Below are 16,247 nucleotides of genomic sequence, written 5' to 3'. Positions count from 1 at the left end.
TATGGCGCTTTACACGATAGGTGAAGTGGCACTCCTTTGTGATATCAATCCCGTTACCCTACGGGCGTGGCAGCGACGGTATGGATTGCTTAAACCGCAGAGGACCGACGGTGGGCATCGCCTTTTCAATGAGGCCGATATCGACCGCATCCGCGAAATTAAAAGCTGGATCGACAACGGAGTGCAGGTCGGCAAAGTGAAGTCCCTGCTGAGCCATGACGACCCGGACACGCAACACCTCTGGCGCGAACAACAGGAAACCCTGTTGAGACTCCTGCAGGCGGGCAACCTTCAGCGCCTGCGCGCATGGATAAAAGAGCAGGGCCGCGACTATCCGGCACAGACGCTGATCAGCCATCTTTTCATTCCGCTCCGTCGACGTCTTCAGTGCCAGCAGTCCACCCTGCAGGCGCTGCTCAGCATGCTCGACGGGGTGCTGATCAACTATATTGCCGTCTGCCTTGCCTCAGCGAAGAACAAAGCCGGAAAAGATGCGCTGGTGGTCGGCTGGAACGTGCACGATACCACCCGCCTGTGGCTGGAAGCGTGGATTGCGACCCAGAAGGGCTGGCGCGTGGATGTCCTGGCGCACTCGCTGGCGCAGCTTAAGCCCGAGTTTTTCGACGGTCAGACCCTGCTGGTCTGGTGTGGGGAAGTGCCCTCCGCCACGCAGCAGCAGCTGCTGACACAATGGCGAGAGAATGGTTACCCGGTTTATTCCCTTGGCCCGGATGAGCCATAACGGCATTTAATGGTTCATTAACAGCTGCGCTTCACCGTATAATTGTTCCGTTAACAACAGGAGCACATGATGAAGGCAACCAAACTGGCCATTATTACCCTTTTTGTCCTGATGGCCGTGAGCGGTATTGGCGGCGTGATGCTGGCAGGATACTCGTTTATTGTTCGCGGCGGTGTCGGCTGAGGTACAGCGCCAGCCGCTCAAAAAGGCGATCGACGACGATTGCCGCCAGCGCGACCAGCACCGCCCCCTGCACGATATAAGCCGTATTAAACCCGCTCAGGCCGATAATAATCGGCGTTCCCAGCGTATTGGCACCGACCGTAGACGCAATGGTCGCCGTCCCGATGTTAATAATCACCGACGTGCGGATCCCGGCAATAATCACCGGTGCCGCAAGCGGCAGTTCAACCTTGCGCAGCCGCTGGCCGCGACTCATCCCCATCCCTTCAGCCACGCTCAGCACTGACGCCGGTACCGCCGCGAGGCCCGCCAGCGTGCCCTGCAGCACCGGCAATACGCCGTATAAAATCAGCGCAATAATGGCGGGCTGCTGGCCAAAGCCCATCACCGGAACCGCTATTGCCAGCACCGCCACCGGGGGAAACGTCTGGCCAATCGCCGCTATCGTCTCCACCAGCGGACGAAACTCCTTCCCCGCAGGCCGCGTGACCGCGATGCCTGCCCCTACCCCCAACACAACCGCGATGGCGCTTGAGAGCGCCACCAGCCAGAGATGCGCCAGAGCGAGATTAATAAAGCTCTCCTGCTGATAGACCGGCCGCAGCAGCCCCGGGAAAAGAGCATTAAATAGCGCCGCGCTGTGGGGCATCAGAAACAGTAAGGCGACAAAGAGCGCTACCAGCCAGAGGAGCGGATCACGCAGTGCCTTCACGCGTCACCTCCCCGGCCAGCAGATCGCGAAAATGTAAGGTTCCGCACGGCATACCGCGCGAGTCCGAGACGGGCAATACCTCGCACTGGCGCGCGACAAACGCCGAGAGGGCATCCCGCAGGCTCATCTGCGCCTGCAGCGGTTCGCCGCTCACCGGAACCTCCTCCCGACGCATATAGTCGCTAACCGTCCGCAGTGAGAGCAGCCTCACGCCCAGCTCGCTGCGGCCAAAAAACTCGCGCACAAAGTCGTTCTTCGGCCATGTTAATAGCTCAAGCGGCGAGCCCTGCTGCACCACTTCGCCATGATCCATCAGCACCAGATGGTCGGCCAGGCGCAGAGCTTCATCAATATCGTGCGTCACGAGAACGATCGTGCGTCCGAGAATGCGGTGAATGCGGGTCATCTCCGCCTGCAGCGCCCCGCGCGTGACCGGATCCAGCGCGCCGAAGGGTTCATCCATCAGCAGCACCTGCGGGTTAGCCGCCAGCGCGCGCGCCACGCCCACGCGCTGCTGCTGGCCTCCGGAAAGCTGGTGCGGATAGCGATCGCGCAGCGCGGGCTCCAGGCCCAGGAGCGCCATCAGCTCATCTACCCGGTCAGCGATTTTTGCCCGCGACCATTTCTCCAGCTGCAGCACGGTGGCGATGTTCTGCGCCACCGTCCAGTGGGGAAACAGGCCGATAGACTGAATGGCATAGCCCATCCGGCGACGCAGCTCCAGCACCGGCAGGCTGCGGATCTCTTCTCCGGCAAAGCGGATCACCCCGCTGTCATGCTCAACCAGGCGGTTGATCATCTTTAGAGTGGTGGATTTTCCCGAGCCCGAGGTGCCAATCAGCACGGAAAAAGCCCCCTCGGCAAAGTTCAGGTTCAGATGGCTCGCCGCCGGGCGACCGGCAAAGGTTTTACTGACATCATGAAATTCAATCATTGGCTCTTCTCCTGAGCAGCGCGAGCCATAAGGCAAACAGCGCGTCGACGACAACCGCCAGCGCAATCGTGGGCACCACGCCCAGCAACACCAGATCGAGGGCGCTGCTGAGCAGCCCCTGGAACACCAGTGCGCCAAAGCCGCCCGCACCAATCAGCGCCGCAATCACCGCCATGCCGACGGTTTGTACCGCCACCACCCGCAGGCTGCGCAGCAGCAGGGGCAGCGCCAGGGGGAGCTGAATTTTCCAGAAACACTGCCGCGCGCTCATCCCCATCGCATGGGCGCTTTCAAGCACATCCGGCGCGATCTGGCTCAGGCCCGCGACCACGCCGCGCACCAGCGGCAGCAGCGCATACAGCACCAGCGCGATAAGCGCGGGCGTTAACCCCGTTCCGGCTATGCCAAGCGTTCCCAGCACCGGAAATGACTTCACCAGCCCCGCCAGCGGGGCAATCAGCAGGCCAAACAGCGCGACGGAAGGTATGGTCTGGATCACGTTGAGCACGGCAAAGATCCCACCCTGGCGTGAAGGATGGCGATAGCACCACATGCCGAGCGGTATCCCGATCAGCAGAGCCGGGATCAGCGTGCCAAAAAGGATCGTCAGGTGTTGCGCCAGGGCATCATCAAACACCTCCTGACGGTTGGCGTACTCTTTCAGCAACGAGAGATTGTTCAGCTCACCGCTGAACAGCAGGAACAAGGGAATACACCATATCTGCGCGTTGAGCACCCAGCGCCAGACGGCGCTGGAGATGAGTCGACGAATGGCATCGCTGCTGGCCAGCAGACACAGCGCCAGCCACAGCCAGAGGCCGCTGCCCACCGTGGTTCTCGCCAGCGGGCTTTCCGCCGACGCCATATGCGTCGCCGCCTGCCCGCCACTCCAGAACAGAATGATAAACAGCCCTTCAGCGAGGAGCAGCGTCAGCCACTGCGCCGTGCGCCCTTGCCAGAACGATAGCGCAACCCACGCGCCCAGCGCCGCGGCCAGCCACCACGGCGTGAACGCCCACACTTCCCAGAGATAGCGCCCTTCCCCTGACATCAGGCGGTTAGGTGCGACATTCACAAACGGCAGCGCGACCGCCGCGATGGCCACGCAGGCCAGCAGCAGCAGTACGCGGTTATGACATTTTATTGGCACAGCCCTTTCCCGTTACTTCACAAGCCCTTGTTGTTTCAGGAAGTCGGCGGCCACTTTTTTGGCATCCAGCCCCTCGACGGCAATGCTGGCATTCAGCTGTTGCAGCGTTTTTTCATCCAGTTTTTCGAAGACCGGTTTGAGCCATTCTGCAATATCCGGATAGGCTTTCAGCACCGACTCACGTACGACCGGGGTCGGAGCGTAAATCGGCTGAACGCCTTTTGGATCGGTCAGGGTTTGCAGGCCGAGCGCCGCCACCGGGCCGTCTGTGCCGTAGGCCATTGCCGCGTTAACGCCAGAAGTTTGCTGCGCCGCCGCCTTGATGGTTACCGCCGTATCCCCGCCCGCCAGCGAGAGCAGCTGCGCCTGGTCGAGCTTGAAGTCGTAGGCTTTTTCGAACGCCGGGAGCGCGTCAGGACGCTCGATAAACTCTGCGGACGCAGCCAGCTTAAAGTCGCCCTTCTCTTTCAGATAGCGGCTGAGATCCGCCAGAGACGTCAGCTTACCTTTCTCCGCCACGTCCTTGCGAACGGCGATAGTCCAGGTGTTGTTGGCCGGGGCCGGCGTCAGCCAGACCAGCTTGTTCTGTTCCGCGTCGAGTTTTTTGACTTTCTCATACCCGGCTTTGGCGTTTTTCCATGCCGGATCGTTTTCATCTTTGAAGAAGAATGCCCCGTTGCCGGTGTATTCCGGATAGATATCCAGCTCGCCGGAGGTAATCGCCCCGCGCACGACGGGCGTGGTGCCCAGCTGAACTTTATTGACGGTTTTCACGCCGTGGCTTTCCAGCACCTGCAAAATAATATTGCCGAGCAGCGCGCCTTCGGTATCGATCTTTGAGCCCACTTTTACCGGCTCCGCCGCCTGTAACGGCAGGCTTAGCGCCGCCAGCAGCACCGCAGATCCCAACATCCCCTTTGCAATCGTCATTCCGCTATCCTCATTTTTTTATCGCCTTTTTCAGAGGCTTGAGAGAAAAGCGTAGCTTAAAACAGCGGATTTACCCGGCAAAATGCCTTTTTAGCATAACGTAAGACGCATCCCCCGGAAGTCGGGGGATGCAAAGGAGGGAAGGTTACAGCAGCTCGAACTCGCCTTTATTCACGCGGGCGGAATCCACCCCGATAAAGACGTTAAACTTGCCTGGCTCCGCATCGTATTTCATCTGCTGGTTCCAGAACTTCAGCGCGTCCACGTCAATCGGGAAGCAGATGGTTTGGGTTTCGCCTGGCTTCAGGTTGACCTTTTCGAAGCCACGCAGCTGCTTGACGGGACGGCTCATCGAGGCGGTGACATCCTGCACGTACATCTGAATTACCGTTGCCCCTTCGCGCTTGCCGGTGTTGGTCACCTCAACGCTGGCGGTAATTTTATCGTCACGCTTCAGGGTCGGTGCCGACATTTTCACGTCAGAAACCTTGAAGGTGGTGTAGCTCAGGCCGTAACCAAACGGATACAGCGGGCCGTTAGCTTCGTCGAAGTAACGGGACGTGTACTTGTTCGGCTTGTCGGCGTTATACGGGCGACCGGTGTTGAGGTGGCTGTAGTAGACCGGGATCTGCCCGACGGAGCGCGGGAAGGACATCGGCAGCTTGCCCGACGGGTTGTAATCGCCAAACAGCACGTCGGCGATGGCGTTACCGCCTTCGGTACCGGCGAACCAGGTTTCCAGAATGGCGTCAGCCTGCTGGTCCTCTTTCACCAGCGCCAGCGGACGCCCGTTCATCAGCACCAGCACCAGCGGCTTGCCGGTGGCTTTAAGAGCGGCGATCAGGTCGCGCTGGCTCTGCGGGATGGTGATGTCGGTACGGCTGGAGGCTTCGTGCGCCATACCCTGCGCTTCGCCCACCACCGCGACAACCACGTCAGACTGTTTCGCGGTATTCACCGCCTCGTCGATCATCTCCTTCGGCGTGCGCGGATCGACCTTCACCGCTTCCTCGTACTGGTTGAGGAAGGTGACGATATCTTTATCGTTGGTGACGTTCGCCCCTTTGGCGTACACCACTTTGGCGTTATCACCCACTGCGCTCTTAATCCCGGTCAGCACGGTCACGGACTGGTCAGCCACGCCCGCGGCAGACCAGCTGCCCATCACGTCGCGCTTGCTGTCGGCCAGCGGGCCCACCACGGCAATGGTGCCGGATTTTTTCAGCGGCAGCGTGTCGAGGCGGTTTTTCAGCAGCACCAGGCTTTCGCGCGCCACGTCACGCGCTTCTTTGCGGTGCAGACGGCTTTCGGCGTTGGTATCTGCCGGGTCAGAATCCTTCGGTCCCAGATGGCTGTAAGGATCGTTAAACAGCCCCATGTCGTATTTCACGTTCAGCACGTGACGCGCGGCATCGTCCAGCTCCGCCATCGTTACCTTGCCGCTCTTCACCAGCCCCGGCAGGTATTTGCTGTAATACTCGTCGCTCATGCTCATGTTGATGCCGGACTTGAGCGCCACGCGCACGGCGTCTTCCGGATCGGAGGCGGTACCGTGTTTGATCAGCTCTTTAATCGCGCCGTGGTCAGAAACGGTGATGCCTTTAAAGCCCCACTGGTCGCGCAGCACGTCTTTCAGCAGCCAGGAGTCAGAGGTCGCAGGCGTGCCATTCAGCGAGTTCAGTGCCACCATTACCGCACCGCTGCCCGCATCCAGCCCTGCCTTGTACGGCGGCATGTAGTCGTTGAACAGGCGCTGCGGGCTCATGTCGACGGTGTTGTACTCTTTGCCGCCTTCGACTGCGCCATAGGCCGCGAAGTGTTTGACGCTGGTCATCACCGAGTAGCGATCCGCCGGGCTTTTGCCCTGCATCGCTTCCACCATGGTTTTACCCATCGTGGAGGTTAAATAGGTGTCTTCACCAAAGCCTTCCGAGCCGCGGCCCCAGCGCGGATCGCGCGAGACGTCCACCATTGGCGCCCAGGTCATGTTCAGGCCGTCGTCCGCCGCTTCATAAGCCGACACGCGCCCGACGGTTTTCACCGCGTCGAGGTTAAAGGAGGAGGCTAAACCGAGGCTAATCGGGAAAACGGTACGCTGACCGTGCACCACGTCATAGGCAAAGAACAGAGGAATTTTCAGGCGGCTGAGATCCATCACCTGATCCTGCATCTTGCGGATATCCTGGCGGGTGACAGTATTAAAGATGGCCCCAACCTGCCCGTCTTTAATCATCTCGCGGATGGCCTCTTTCGGGTTATCCGGACCGACGCTGATAAGACGCAGCTGGCCGATTTTCTCATCAACCGTCATTTTCTTGAGCAATTCCGTGACAAACGCGTCCCGTGCTTCAGGCGTGAGCGGGTGATTACCAAACAAATCCTCTGCCAGCGCAGGTTGCAGCGCCAGGCTGACGGCGACACCTACAGAACATAGCCATTTCATGTCGTTTTACTCTCTCATCAATAACCGCCGGACGATCTCGGCCATACCGTGCGAAAAGCGCAGTGTGCCACAAACCCTCGAAACGTTGCAGGGTTATTCTCTGATTTTTCTCGTGAATACTCGACCGCTTAACAGTTAATCGCGCTATGCTTTACAGCGAGAAATTTGCCCCACCACAAGGAGTGGAAGATGACTTCTGTTCGAACAAACGATAACACGGCTTTTATTAACGAACTGTCGCGCCTGGTTGGCTCCTCTCACCTGCTTACCGACCCGGCCAAAACCGCCCGCTACCGCAAAGGTTTCCGCTCCGGTCAGGGCGAGGCGCTGGCGGTGGTCTTCCCCGGCACGCTGCTGGAGCTGTGGCGCGTGCTGAGCGCCTGCGTCGCCGCCGACAAGATTATTTTAATGCAGGCCGCCAATACCGGCCTAACCGAAGGCTCCACGCCGAACGGCAACGATTACGATCGCGACATCGTGATTATCAGCACCCTGCGCCTCGACAAGCTGCACCTGCTGGATAAAGGCGAGCAGGTGCTCGCGTTCCCCGGCACGACGCTCTACTCCCTGGAAAAAGCGCTTAAGCCGCTGGGCCGTGAGCCGCACTCGGTGATTGGCTCCTCCTGTATTGGCGCCTCGGTGGTTGGCGGGATTTGCAACAACTCCGGCGGCTCGCTGGTCCAGCGCGGCCCAGCCTACACCGAGATGTCGCTGTTTGCCCGTATTGACGAAAACGGCAAGCTGACGCTGGTGAACCATCTGGGAATCGATCTCGGCGTGACGCCAGAGCAGATCCTCAGCAAGCTCGACGACGATCGCGTGAAGGACGAAGACGTGCAGCACGACGGTCGTCATGCGCACGATCACGACTACGTGACCCGCGTGCGGGATATCGACGCCGATACGCCGGCGCGCTACAACGCCGACCCGGACCGCCTGTTTGAATCCTCCGGCTGCGCCGGGAAGCTGGCCGTGTTTGCCGTACGTCTGGATACCTTCCCGGCGGAGAAAAAGCAGCAGGTGTTTTACATTGGCACCAATCAGCCTGAGGTTCTGACCGAAATTCGTCGTCATATTCTGGGCGAATTCACCCATCTGCCGGTGGCGGGCGAGTACATGCACCGGGACATTTACGACATCGCCGAGCGTTACGGAAAAGATACGTTCCTGATGATCGACAAGCTCGGCACCGACAAAATGCCGTTCTTCTTCACCATGAAGGGCCGCACCGACGCGATGCTGGAGAAAGTGTCGCTGTTCAAACCCCACTTCACCGACCGCTTTATGCAGAAGCTGGGCGACGTTTTCCCGGCGCACTTACCGGAGCGAATGAAAACCTGGCGCGATAAGTACGAGCACCACCTGCTGCTGAAAATGGCCGGGGACGGAATTGCCGAAGCGCAGTCCTGGCTGACCGAATTCTTCAAAACCGCCGAAGGGGATTTCTTTGCCTGTACGCCTGAAGAGGGTAGCAAAGCGTTCCTGCACCGTTTTGCCGCCGCAGGCGCCGCCATCCGTTATCAGGCGGTGCATTCCGAAGAGGTGGAAGATATTCTGGCGCTGGATATCGCCCTGCGACGTAACGACACCGAGTGGTTTGAGCACCTCCCGCCGGAAATCGACAGCAAGCTGGTGCATAAGCTCTATTACGGCCACTTTATGTGTTACGTCTTCCACCAGGATTACATCGTCAAAAAAGGAGTCGATGCGCACGAGCTGAAGGAGCAGATGCTCGCCCTGCTGCGTGAACGCGGCGCACAATATCCTGCGGAACATAACGTCGGGCATCTTTATAAAGCCCCTGACGCACTTAAGCAGTTTTATCGCGAGAATGACCCTACAAACAGCATGAATCCCGGCATTGGTAAAACAACGCGGAAGAAATACTGGAAAGAAGAGGCAGATGTGGAGCAGCGCGTAACGCAAGCGTCTGATTAATTCCTACAGCCAAATTTGAGAGATTGTTTAGCGTGCCTTAATCGTAATAGAGTGACGCTCTGACGCCGGAGGAACGTTTCTCCGGCATTCTATAACGAGGAGCAGGCACATCATGTCGGCTATTGATGTTTTATCCGAGACCGAACTGGAAGTGCGCGATGCCCTTCCCGATGATGTGCATGCCATCGCCGCCATCTATGCCTGGCATGTGCTGCACGGGCGCGCGTCATTTGAAGAAGTCCCCCCTACCATCGACGAGATGCGTCAGCGTATGAAAAGCGTGGCTGAGAGCGGTTTGCCGTGGCTTATCGCGCTGTATCGCGGCATCGTGGTGGGCTACTGCTACGCCACGCCTTACCGCCCGCGACACGCCTACCGCTATACCCTGGAAGAGTCGATTTACGTGGATGCCAGCATAACCGGGCGCGGTTTTGGTTCGGCATTAATGGATGCGCTAATCGCCCGCTGCGAGCAAGGCCCGTGGCGGCAGATGATTGCCGTTGTGGGAGATGGCAACAATAATTCCGGCTCGCTGCGGCTGCATAAAAAGCACGGCTTCGAGATTGTCGGTCAGCTGCGCAGCGTAGGCTATAAAAAAGGTGACTGGCGGGATACGGTGATTATGCAGCGCTCGCTCAACGATGGGGACTGGACGCTGCCGGAATAAACGCAAAACGGTAACCTGGGTTACCGTTTTTAGTGTTTTCTCCCTCTCCCTGTGGGAGAGGGTCGGGGTGAGGGCATCAGCACGCACAAACGACTCAGTCGTTCTGCGCCGTCGCCATCTGTTCCGCTTTCTGCTTTTTATACGTCAATGCTGCGGCCGGAACGGGCTGCACTTTCCCGGTTTCAATCCAGGTACGCAGGCGGCTCGCGTCCGCGAAGTGGGTATATTTGCCGAAGGCATCCATCACCACCAGCGCCACCGGTTTACCGTTAAACACGGTGCGCATCACCAGACAGTGTCCTGCCGCGTTGGTAAAGCCGGTTTTGGTTAACTGAATATTCCAGTTATCGCGGTATACCAGATGGTTAGTGTTGCGGAACGGCAGCGTATAGGCCGGGTTCGCAAAGGTCGCCATCTCTTCACGGGTGGTGCTGAGCTGACCAATCAGCGGATACTGTTTGCTGGCAATCAGCAGTTTCGTCAGATCGCGGGCCGTGGAGACGTTGTTAATCGACAGTCCCGTCGGTTCAACATAATGCGTATTGGTCATTCCCAGCGCTTTGGCTTTCGCGTTCATCGCGCGGATAAAGGCGTCGTAGCCGCCCGGATAGTGGTGCGCCAGGCTCGCCGCCGCACGGTTTTCAGACGACATTAGCGCCAGCAGCAGCATATTTTTACGGCTGATTTCACTGTTCAGCCGCACGCGAGAGTAGATCCCTTTCATCTCCGGCGTATGGCTGATATCCACTTTCAATTTTTCGTCCAGCGGCAGATGTGCATCAAGCACCACCATCGCGGTCATTAATTTGGTAATCGAGGCGATCGGGCGCACCAGGTCCGGATGGCTGGCGTAGATCACCTTATTCGTGTTGAGATCGACAATCATCGCGCTGCCGGACGCAATTTGCGGTTGGGCGGCGGCGGCGGTCACCGCGGGCGTTTTAGCGACGGCCGGCACGGCAGCGGACGCGCCCAGCAGCAGTGCCAGGCTAAGTAAAGAGACTCGGAATTTCAGCATGGTGAGACTTCTGATAATTATTCACGCACGTCATGACGTACACCGCCTGTATCAACGGATAAACACAGGCTGGCTTCGGCATCATAGCGGTCACCGGGCGTTGTCGCCAGCGGATAATCGTGAACAGATGCTGCATTGCTGGCATTTACGCCAGCAATGCAATGAACTCAGAAGAGACGGTATCCGTAACCCCAAAGAATAACCGTCAGCGCCAGTAGCGCCTCCAGCACCAGCACCCCAATAGCGAGTGTTGAACTGGAAAAGCTCAGGCCTTCTTCTTTATTGATATTCAGGAAGGTTGGAACCCCCAGATACAGCAGATATCCGGTGTAAAAGAGGGCAATAGTACCGATCAGCGCGCACAGCCAGACCAGTGGATAGAGCGCAACAATACCGCTTAAGAACAGCGGGGTCGCGACATATCCGGCAAAGACCATACAGTGCGCCAGCGATGGACGTTGCGGGTAGTTACGCGCCATCCAGTGAATGACGCGCCCCATTACCGCCACACCCGCCAGCATCAGGCCATAAAAAACGATGGCCAGATAGAGCCCGGTAAACCAGGAAAGCTGAACCACGGTGCCATCACCGAAGTTCCAGCCGATTTGTGTTGTTCCGATAAAGGCGCATATTACCGGCACCGCAGCCATCAGCAGCACATGGTGCGTGTAATGATGCGAGACCGTTTCGTTCTCACTTTTAATGACATGCATTTCACGATCGGGATGGGAGAAAAGTCCCCAGACATGGTTCATAGCGCCCCCTTGTTGTCGGCCCGTCAGCGATACCTTAAGTATAATGCAGGCTTTAGATTATTTTCTGTACAGTGGGAAATTTCCGTTGATTTCCCCGCTGTTGATTCATGGGGTATATGATTAAACGAGGTAAGCAGAGGGAGATAACATTCAGGTAATGGATATTAACGCACTTATTGAACAATATGGATATGCCGCGCTGGTCGTCGGTAGCGTGGCAGAAGGTGAAACCATCACGCTGTTAGGCGGCGTGGCCGCGCATCAAGGATTGCTGAAATTCCCGCTGGTCGTCGCAGCGGTCGCGCTCGGTGGAATGATTGGCGATCAGCTACTCTACTTTCTCGGGCTGCGCTTCGGACCCACGCTGCTTAAGCGTTTCGCAAAGCACCAGAAGAAAATCCGTCGTGCTCAACGGCTCATTCAGCGTCATCCCTATCTGTTCGTCATCGGCACGCGCTTTATGTATGGCTTTCGCATTATCGGGCCGATACTGATTGGCGCCAGCCATCTGCCGCCAAAAATTTTCCTGCCGCTCAATGTTCTTGGTGCGATTGCCTGGGCGCTGATCTTTACGACGCTCGGCTACGTAGGGGGCGAAGTGATTGGCCCGTGGCTGCATAATCTCGACCAGCACCTGAAGCACTGGGCGTGGCTGATTCTGGTGGTGGTGGCGGTGATTGGGGTCAGGCTGTGGCTGAAGCATCGGGAAAAGACGCGGGATGAGGAGTAGCCGGGTGCGGCCTGATGCCCTCACCCTGACCCTCTCCCACAGGGAGAGGGAACTAAAAACCCCCTCTCTCACAGGGAGAGGGGAAAACTACCCCTCCGGCTTAAACTGCGGGTTCGCCAGCATAAAGCCCCCGTCGACAATAAACGATTGCCCCGTCGTGTAGCTGGCGTCGCTGTCGCACAGCCACGCGACCAGGCTGGCAATCTCTTTGGTGTGGCCCGGTCTTGCCAGCGGGATTTCCGGCATTGAACCCTCCTTCACTTCGCTGTCGTCCATGTCATTCATCGGTGTGGCAATGGCACCCGGCGCGACGGCGTTCACCAGAATATTGTGCTTAACCAGTTCCATCGCCATGGATTTGGTTAACCCACCGAGCGCGTGTTTTGCCGCCGTGTAGGCGCTGGCCTCCGGCAGCGGCGTGTGCTCATGCACCGAGGTAATGTTCACAATTCGCCCCCCTTCCCCCTGCTTCACCATCTGGCGGGCGGCAATCTGTGAACAGAGAAACGCGCCGTCCACGTCGACGGTGAAAATGTTCCGCCAGTCGTCAAACGGCATATCAAGGAACGGCGCTTTGGTCATCGCCCCCGCATTGTTGACCAGCACGTCCAGCCGACCAAACCGCGCAATCAGCGTTTCAATCGCCTCTGCGCCTTCCGGCAGCGTGCTTAAATCAAGATGGATAGCTTCTGCGCGCTGCCCTTGCGCTTCGACTTCGCGGCAGGTTTCCAGCGCTCCTTTTTCATCCGAATGCCAGGTGACGCCAATATCAAACCCGCGCTCTGCGAGCATCAGCGCCGTGGTTTTACCAATCCCGGAATCCGATGCGGTCACTATCGCTACTCTGGTCATACTCACCTCCTGAAAAACTGCAAAGAGGTAAGTATAGATAATGACCTTTTTAGCCGTGGTGATAGCCACCGCCCAGCGCCGAGGTGAGCTGCAGCGTGGCGTCGACATACTGGCCTTTCAGCAACAATCCGGCGAGGTCTTCCCTGAGGGCCGGTATTCTGGCTTCGCTGACACGGGAGCCCGCAACGATCCCCGTGTTGAAACGCGCCTGCGCCAGCGCCACAACCCGCGCTGCATCTTTTTCGACCTGCTGCTGATGGCGGTTCTTCGCCGTCAGCGTTTCGACTTCACTTGCCGTGCGTGCCACCTGATTGACCGCTTCGACCACCGCTTTGTTGTAGTTCGCGACCGAGAGGTTGTTCTGCGCCTGGGCGATATCCAGACTGGCGTTCAGCCTGCCGCTGTCGAAGATTGGCAGCGTCAGCCCGGCGGTCACGCCCATCTGCTGCGCTGAAGAGCGAAACAGATCGCTCAGATGGAGGGCATCCTGCTGTAAGAACGCCATCAGGTTCACGTCAGGATAGAAAGCCGCTCTGGCGGCCTCCACCTCGCTCATAGAGGCTTCGATATACCAGTGCGCTTCCTGAAGATCCGGACGGCGTGCCAGCAGTTCATAACCGAGCGTCGGCGGTAACGAGGCGTCTACCGTCGGCAGCGCATGGCGCGTAAGCGTCACGGAGGAAGAATTCGTCAGCGCGACCAGACGCGCCTCTACGGCTTTCATCCTCCCGTTGACTTCTGCCAGCTGCTCTTCGGTTTTATTGGCGTTGATATCGGTTTCCACTCCCTCCACGGAGGAGGTGATTCCTTGCTGATACAGCTCGCGATCGGCGCCAATAATATTGTCCTGCTCATGTTTGATCTGTGCGAGAACCTCCCGCGCGGCGGCCTGAGTTTGCCACTCCCAGTAAAGCCGCGCCACGCTGCTGGCCAGCAGCTGGCGGGTCTGCTCCAGCTCCGCTTTTTGCGCATTCACTTTGCCAATTCGGGCCTCGACCCGGGCGCGATTTTTACCCCACAGATCGAGATCCCAGCCCGCGGTCAGGCCAAATGTGCCGTTGGTGTACCACGGGCCGGTGGTGCCTGCCGCCGGGTCGGTAAGGGCAAAAGGCCCCATCACCCCTTCGGCGGACATTTTCTGGCGTTCCGCATCGGCGGAAAAATCAATCTGCGGGCCATCGGTGGCCATAACGGCTTTGGCCTGGGCTTCGGCAAGCGTAATGCGCTGACGGGCAATCTGCATATCCGGCGAATCGCTCAACGCTTTCGCAATCAGCGAATTAAGTTCCGGATCGTTATACTCTCTCCACCACTCATTTTTCGGCCAGTCCTGATGATTCAGCACCGTATTCACCGACGCCGCAGTAGTTTGCGTTTTAATGGGGGACACCGTGGCATGTTCAGGTGCACAGGCAGACAGAATAAAAACGAAGGGAACACTCAGAGATAGAATAAGAGAACGTTTCATGACGCCATAAGCTCAAAAAATAAAGGCGCACGTTACGCTCGATGTTGTTCGTTTTTTTAGTAATGCGTGGCAATCCGCAAATTGTCATACATTTTAATACCTGGAGATTTATTCCTAAAAATAATAATTAAACTTAATGCATTCATGCCAACCATGAATACACTGCTACACTTATTCAGGACATACATGAGCGGGAGAAGGGAATGAAAATATTACTGTGGATTATTTTGATTATATTTCTGATAGGGCTCTTAGTGGTCACCGGCGTATTCAAAATGATTTTCTGATCTATTTGCCCGGCTCAGCGCCGGGCAACGTCATTGATATCAGGCTTTCAGCGAAGCCCCTTTCGTGGCAATAACCTCTTTATACCAGTAGAAACTCTTTTTGCGGCTGCGCGCTAAGGTGCCTTTTCCGCCGTCATCGCGATCGACGTAAATAAAGCCGTAGCGCTTAGAGAGTTCAGCTTTAGACGCGCTCACCAGGTCGATTGGCCCCCAGCTGGTATACCCCATCACCTCAACGCCGTCGTCAATGGCTTCACGCACCTGCACCAGGTGATCGTTAAGGTAGCTGATTCGATAGTCGTCCTGCACCACGCCGTCAGCGTCCGGTTTATCCTTCGCACCCAGGCCATTTTCTACAATAAACAACGGCTTCTGATAGCGATCCCAGAGCACGTTTAACAGGGTACGCAGGCCTATCGGGTCAATCTGCCAGCCCCATTCGGAACTTGCCAGATGCGGGTTTGGCACCATGCTCAGGATGTTGCCGCGCGCCTGCTGGTTGAGGGCCTCATCTGCGGTGACGCAGCCCGTCATGTAGTAGCTGAAGGAGATAAAATCGACGGTCGATTTCAGCGCCTCGCGGTCGGCATTCTTTACCTCAAGCTGAATACCGTTGTCATGGAAGAAGCGCTGCATATACCCCGGATAGGCGCCACGGCACTGCACGTCGCCAAAGAATTGCCACGCGCGGTTTTCCTGCAGCGTCTCCAGAACATCTTCCGGCTTGCAGGTCAGCGGATACATCAGGCCGCCCAGCAGCATGTTGCCGATTCTGGCATCCGGGATAATCTCGTGGCAGGCCTTCACGGCCAGCGCGCTGGCCACCAGCTGGTGGTGGATCGCCTGGTACACCTCCCCTTTGCTGCTGGTTTCCGGCAGGCCCACGCCGGTCATCGGCGCGTGCAGAGACATATTGATCTCGTTGAAGGTCAGCCAGAGCTTCACCTTCTCCTTGTAGCGCGCAAACACGGTGCGGGCGTAGCGCTCGAAGAACCCAATGGTCTGGCGGCTGCCCCACCCGCCGTACTGATTCACCAGCCCCCACGGCATTTCGTAATGCGAGAGCGTCACCAGCGGGGTCATGTTGTGCGCGGCCAGCTCGTCAAACAGCCGGTCGTAAAACGCCAGCCCCGCTTCGTTAGGCTGCTGCTCGTCGCCGTTCGGAAAAATGCGGGTCCAGGCAATGGAGACGCGCAGGCAGCTAAAGCCCATCTCAGCGAACAGTTTGATGTCTTCCGGGTAGCGGTGATAGAAGTCGATGGCGACGTCCTTGATGCCGCTGTCGCCCGCCACGCGCTCAACCACCGGGCCGAAGACACCCTGCGGCTGAACGTCTGAGGTGGACAGCCCTTTCCCCTCCTCCAGATATGCGCCTTCTACCTGATTCGCGGCAACCGCGCCGCCCCATAAAAAATCGTCCGGGAAAGTTTTCATTACG

General features: G+C 57.8%; 15 protein-coding genes. 5 read left to right on the top strand and 10 right to left on the bottom strand.

Translation table 11 applies throughout. The annotated features are described in order from the left end of the window. Position 1 precedes the first annotated feature (1 nt). On the top strand, positions 2 to 742 hold the full coding sequence (mlrA, locus tag UTM25_RS04795; RefSeq protein WP_194400665.1) for an HTH-type transcriptional regulator MlrA: 741 nt from the start codon (positions 2 to 4) through the stop codon (positions 740 to 742). A gap of 69 nt (positions 743 to 811) precedes the next feature. Then, positions 812 to 925 (top strand): protein YohO, encoded by a 114-nt coding sequence (locus tag UTM25_RS04790; protein WP_008500895.1) that lies wholly within the window; start codon positions 812 to 814, stop codon positions 923 to 925. On the opposite strand, the gene UTM25_RS04785 is transcribed toward UTM25_RS04790, so the two are convergent. The 5 genes from UTM25_RS04785 to bglX form a co-directional block, all read right to left on the bottom strand. Continuing rightward, positions 900 to 1,637: an ABC transporter permease subunit gene (locus tag UTM25_RS04785; protein ID WP_194400576.1), complete on the bottom strand. Its 738-nt coding sequence runs from the start codon at positions 1,635 to 1,637 to the stop codon at positions 900 to 902. The two genes, UTM25_RS04790 and UTM25_RS04785, sit on opposite strands and share 26 nt — an antisense overlap. Beyond that, entirely contained in the window at positions 1,621 to 2,571 is a 951-nt protein-coding gene (locus tag UTM25_RS04780; RefSeq protein WP_194400574.1) for an ABC transporter ATP-binding protein, read from the bottom strand. The genes UTM25_RS04785 and UTM25_RS04780 overlap by 17 nt, the downstream gene beginning before the upstream one ends. After that, positions 2,564 to 3,721: an ABC transporter permease subunit gene (locus UTM25_RS04775; protein WP_194400572.1), complete on the bottom strand. Its 1,158-nt coding sequence runs from the start codon at positions 3,719 to 3,721 to the stop codon at positions 2,564 to 2,566. Before UTM25_RS04775 ends, UTM25_RS04780 begins: the two co-directional genes overlap by 8 nt. Positions 3,722 to 3,733: 12 nt before the next feature. Then, positions 3,734 to 4,651, bottom strand: coding sequence for an ABC transporter substrate-binding protein (locus UTM25_RS04770; protein WP_126796633.1), 918 nt, complete (start codon positions 4,649 to 4,651; stop codon positions 3,734 to 3,736). A 145-nt stretch (positions 4,652 to 4,796) separates the two neighbouring features. After that, a complete protein-coding gene (gene bglX / locus UTM25_RS04765) occupies positions 4,797 to 7,094 on the bottom strand; it encodes a beta-glucosidase BglX (protein ID WP_194400570.1) in 2,298 nt (765 codons plus the stop codon). A gap of 189 nt (positions 7,095 to 7,283) precedes the next feature. Here bglX and dld point away from each other — a divergent pair, with 189 nt between their 5' ends. Then, positions 7,284 to 9,032, top strand: coding sequence for a D-lactate dehydrogenase (dld, locus tag UTM25_RS04760; protein ID WP_194400568.1), 1,749 nt, complete (start codon positions 7,284 to 7,286; stop codon positions 9,030 to 9,032). A gap of 112 nt (positions 9,033 to 9,144) precedes the next feature. Next, positions 9,145 to 9,699, top strand: a complete 555-nt coding sequence (locus tag UTM25_RS04755; RefSeq protein ID WP_194400566.1) for a GNAT family N-acetyltransferase — start codon at positions 9,145 to 9,147, stop codon at positions 9,697 to 9,699. A gap of 94 nt (positions 9,700 to 9,793) precedes the next feature. Here UTM25_RS04755 and pbpG read toward each other — a convergent pair whose 3' ends face one another. Together pbpG and UTM25_RS04745 are read right to left on the bottom strand one after the other, a co-directional pair. Then, positions 9,794 to 10,717: a D-alanyl-D-alanine endopeptidase gene (gene pbpG / locus UTM25_RS04750; RefSeq protein WP_023312453.1), complete on the bottom strand. Its 924-nt coding sequence runs from the start codon at positions 10,715 to 10,717 to the stop codon at positions 9,794 to 9,796. A gap of 167 nt (positions 10,718 to 10,884) precedes the next feature. Then, positions 10,885 to 11,472 (bottom strand): Yip1 family protein, encoded by a 588-nt coding sequence (locus UTM25_RS04745; RefSeq protein ID WP_023312454.1) that lies wholly within the window; start codon positions 11,470 to 11,472, stop codon positions 10,885 to 10,887. Between the two features lie 157 nt (positions 11,473 to 11,629). Here UTM25_RS04745 and UTM25_RS04740 point away from each other — a divergent pair, with 157 nt between their 5' ends. Continuing rightward, positions 11,630 to 12,202, top strand: a complete 573-nt coding sequence (locus UTM25_RS04740; protein WP_032658928.1) for a DedA family protein — start codon at positions 11,630 to 11,632, stop codon at positions 12,200 to 12,202. 87 nt (positions 12,203 to 12,289) lie between these two features. Here the strand turns inward: UTM25_RS04740 and UTM25_RS04735 are convergent, their stop codons facing one another. The 3 genes from UTM25_RS04735 to UTM25_RS04725 all read right to left on the bottom strand — a co-directional run bounded on the left by UTM25_RS04735 (position 12,290) and on the right by UTM25_RS04725 (position 16,243). Then, positions 12,290 to 13,054, bottom strand: a complete 765-nt coding sequence (locus UTM25_RS04735) for an SDR family oxidoreductase (RefSeq protein WP_194400564.1) — start codon at positions 13,052 to 13,054, stop codon at positions 12,290 to 12,292. Positions 13,055 to 13,103: 49 nt separating this feature from the next. Continuing rightward, positions 13,104 to 14,522 (bottom strand): multidrug resistance outer membrane protein MdtQ, encoded by a 1,419-nt coding sequence (mdtQ, locus tag UTM25_RS04730; RefSeq protein WP_194400562.1) that lies wholly within the window; start codon positions 14,520 to 14,522, stop codon positions 13,104 to 13,106. A 326-nt stretch (positions 14,523 to 14,848) separates the two neighbouring features. After that, a complete protein-coding gene (locus tag UTM25_RS04725; RefSeq protein WP_194400560.1) occupies positions 14,849 to 16,243 on the bottom strand; it encodes a glycoside hydrolase family 1 protein in 1,395 nt (464 codons plus the stop codon). Positions 16,244 to 16,247: the final 4 nt, after the last annotated feature.

This window comes from Enterobacter sp. 61D5, assembly GCF_034107965.1.
GTDB lineage: Bacteria > Pseudomonadota > Gammaproteobacteria > Enterobacterales > Enterobacteriaceae > Enterobacter > Enterobacter cloacae_M.
Note: the sequence above shows the minus strand (reverse complement) of the source record. Positions and strands in the feature narration are given on the sequence as shown.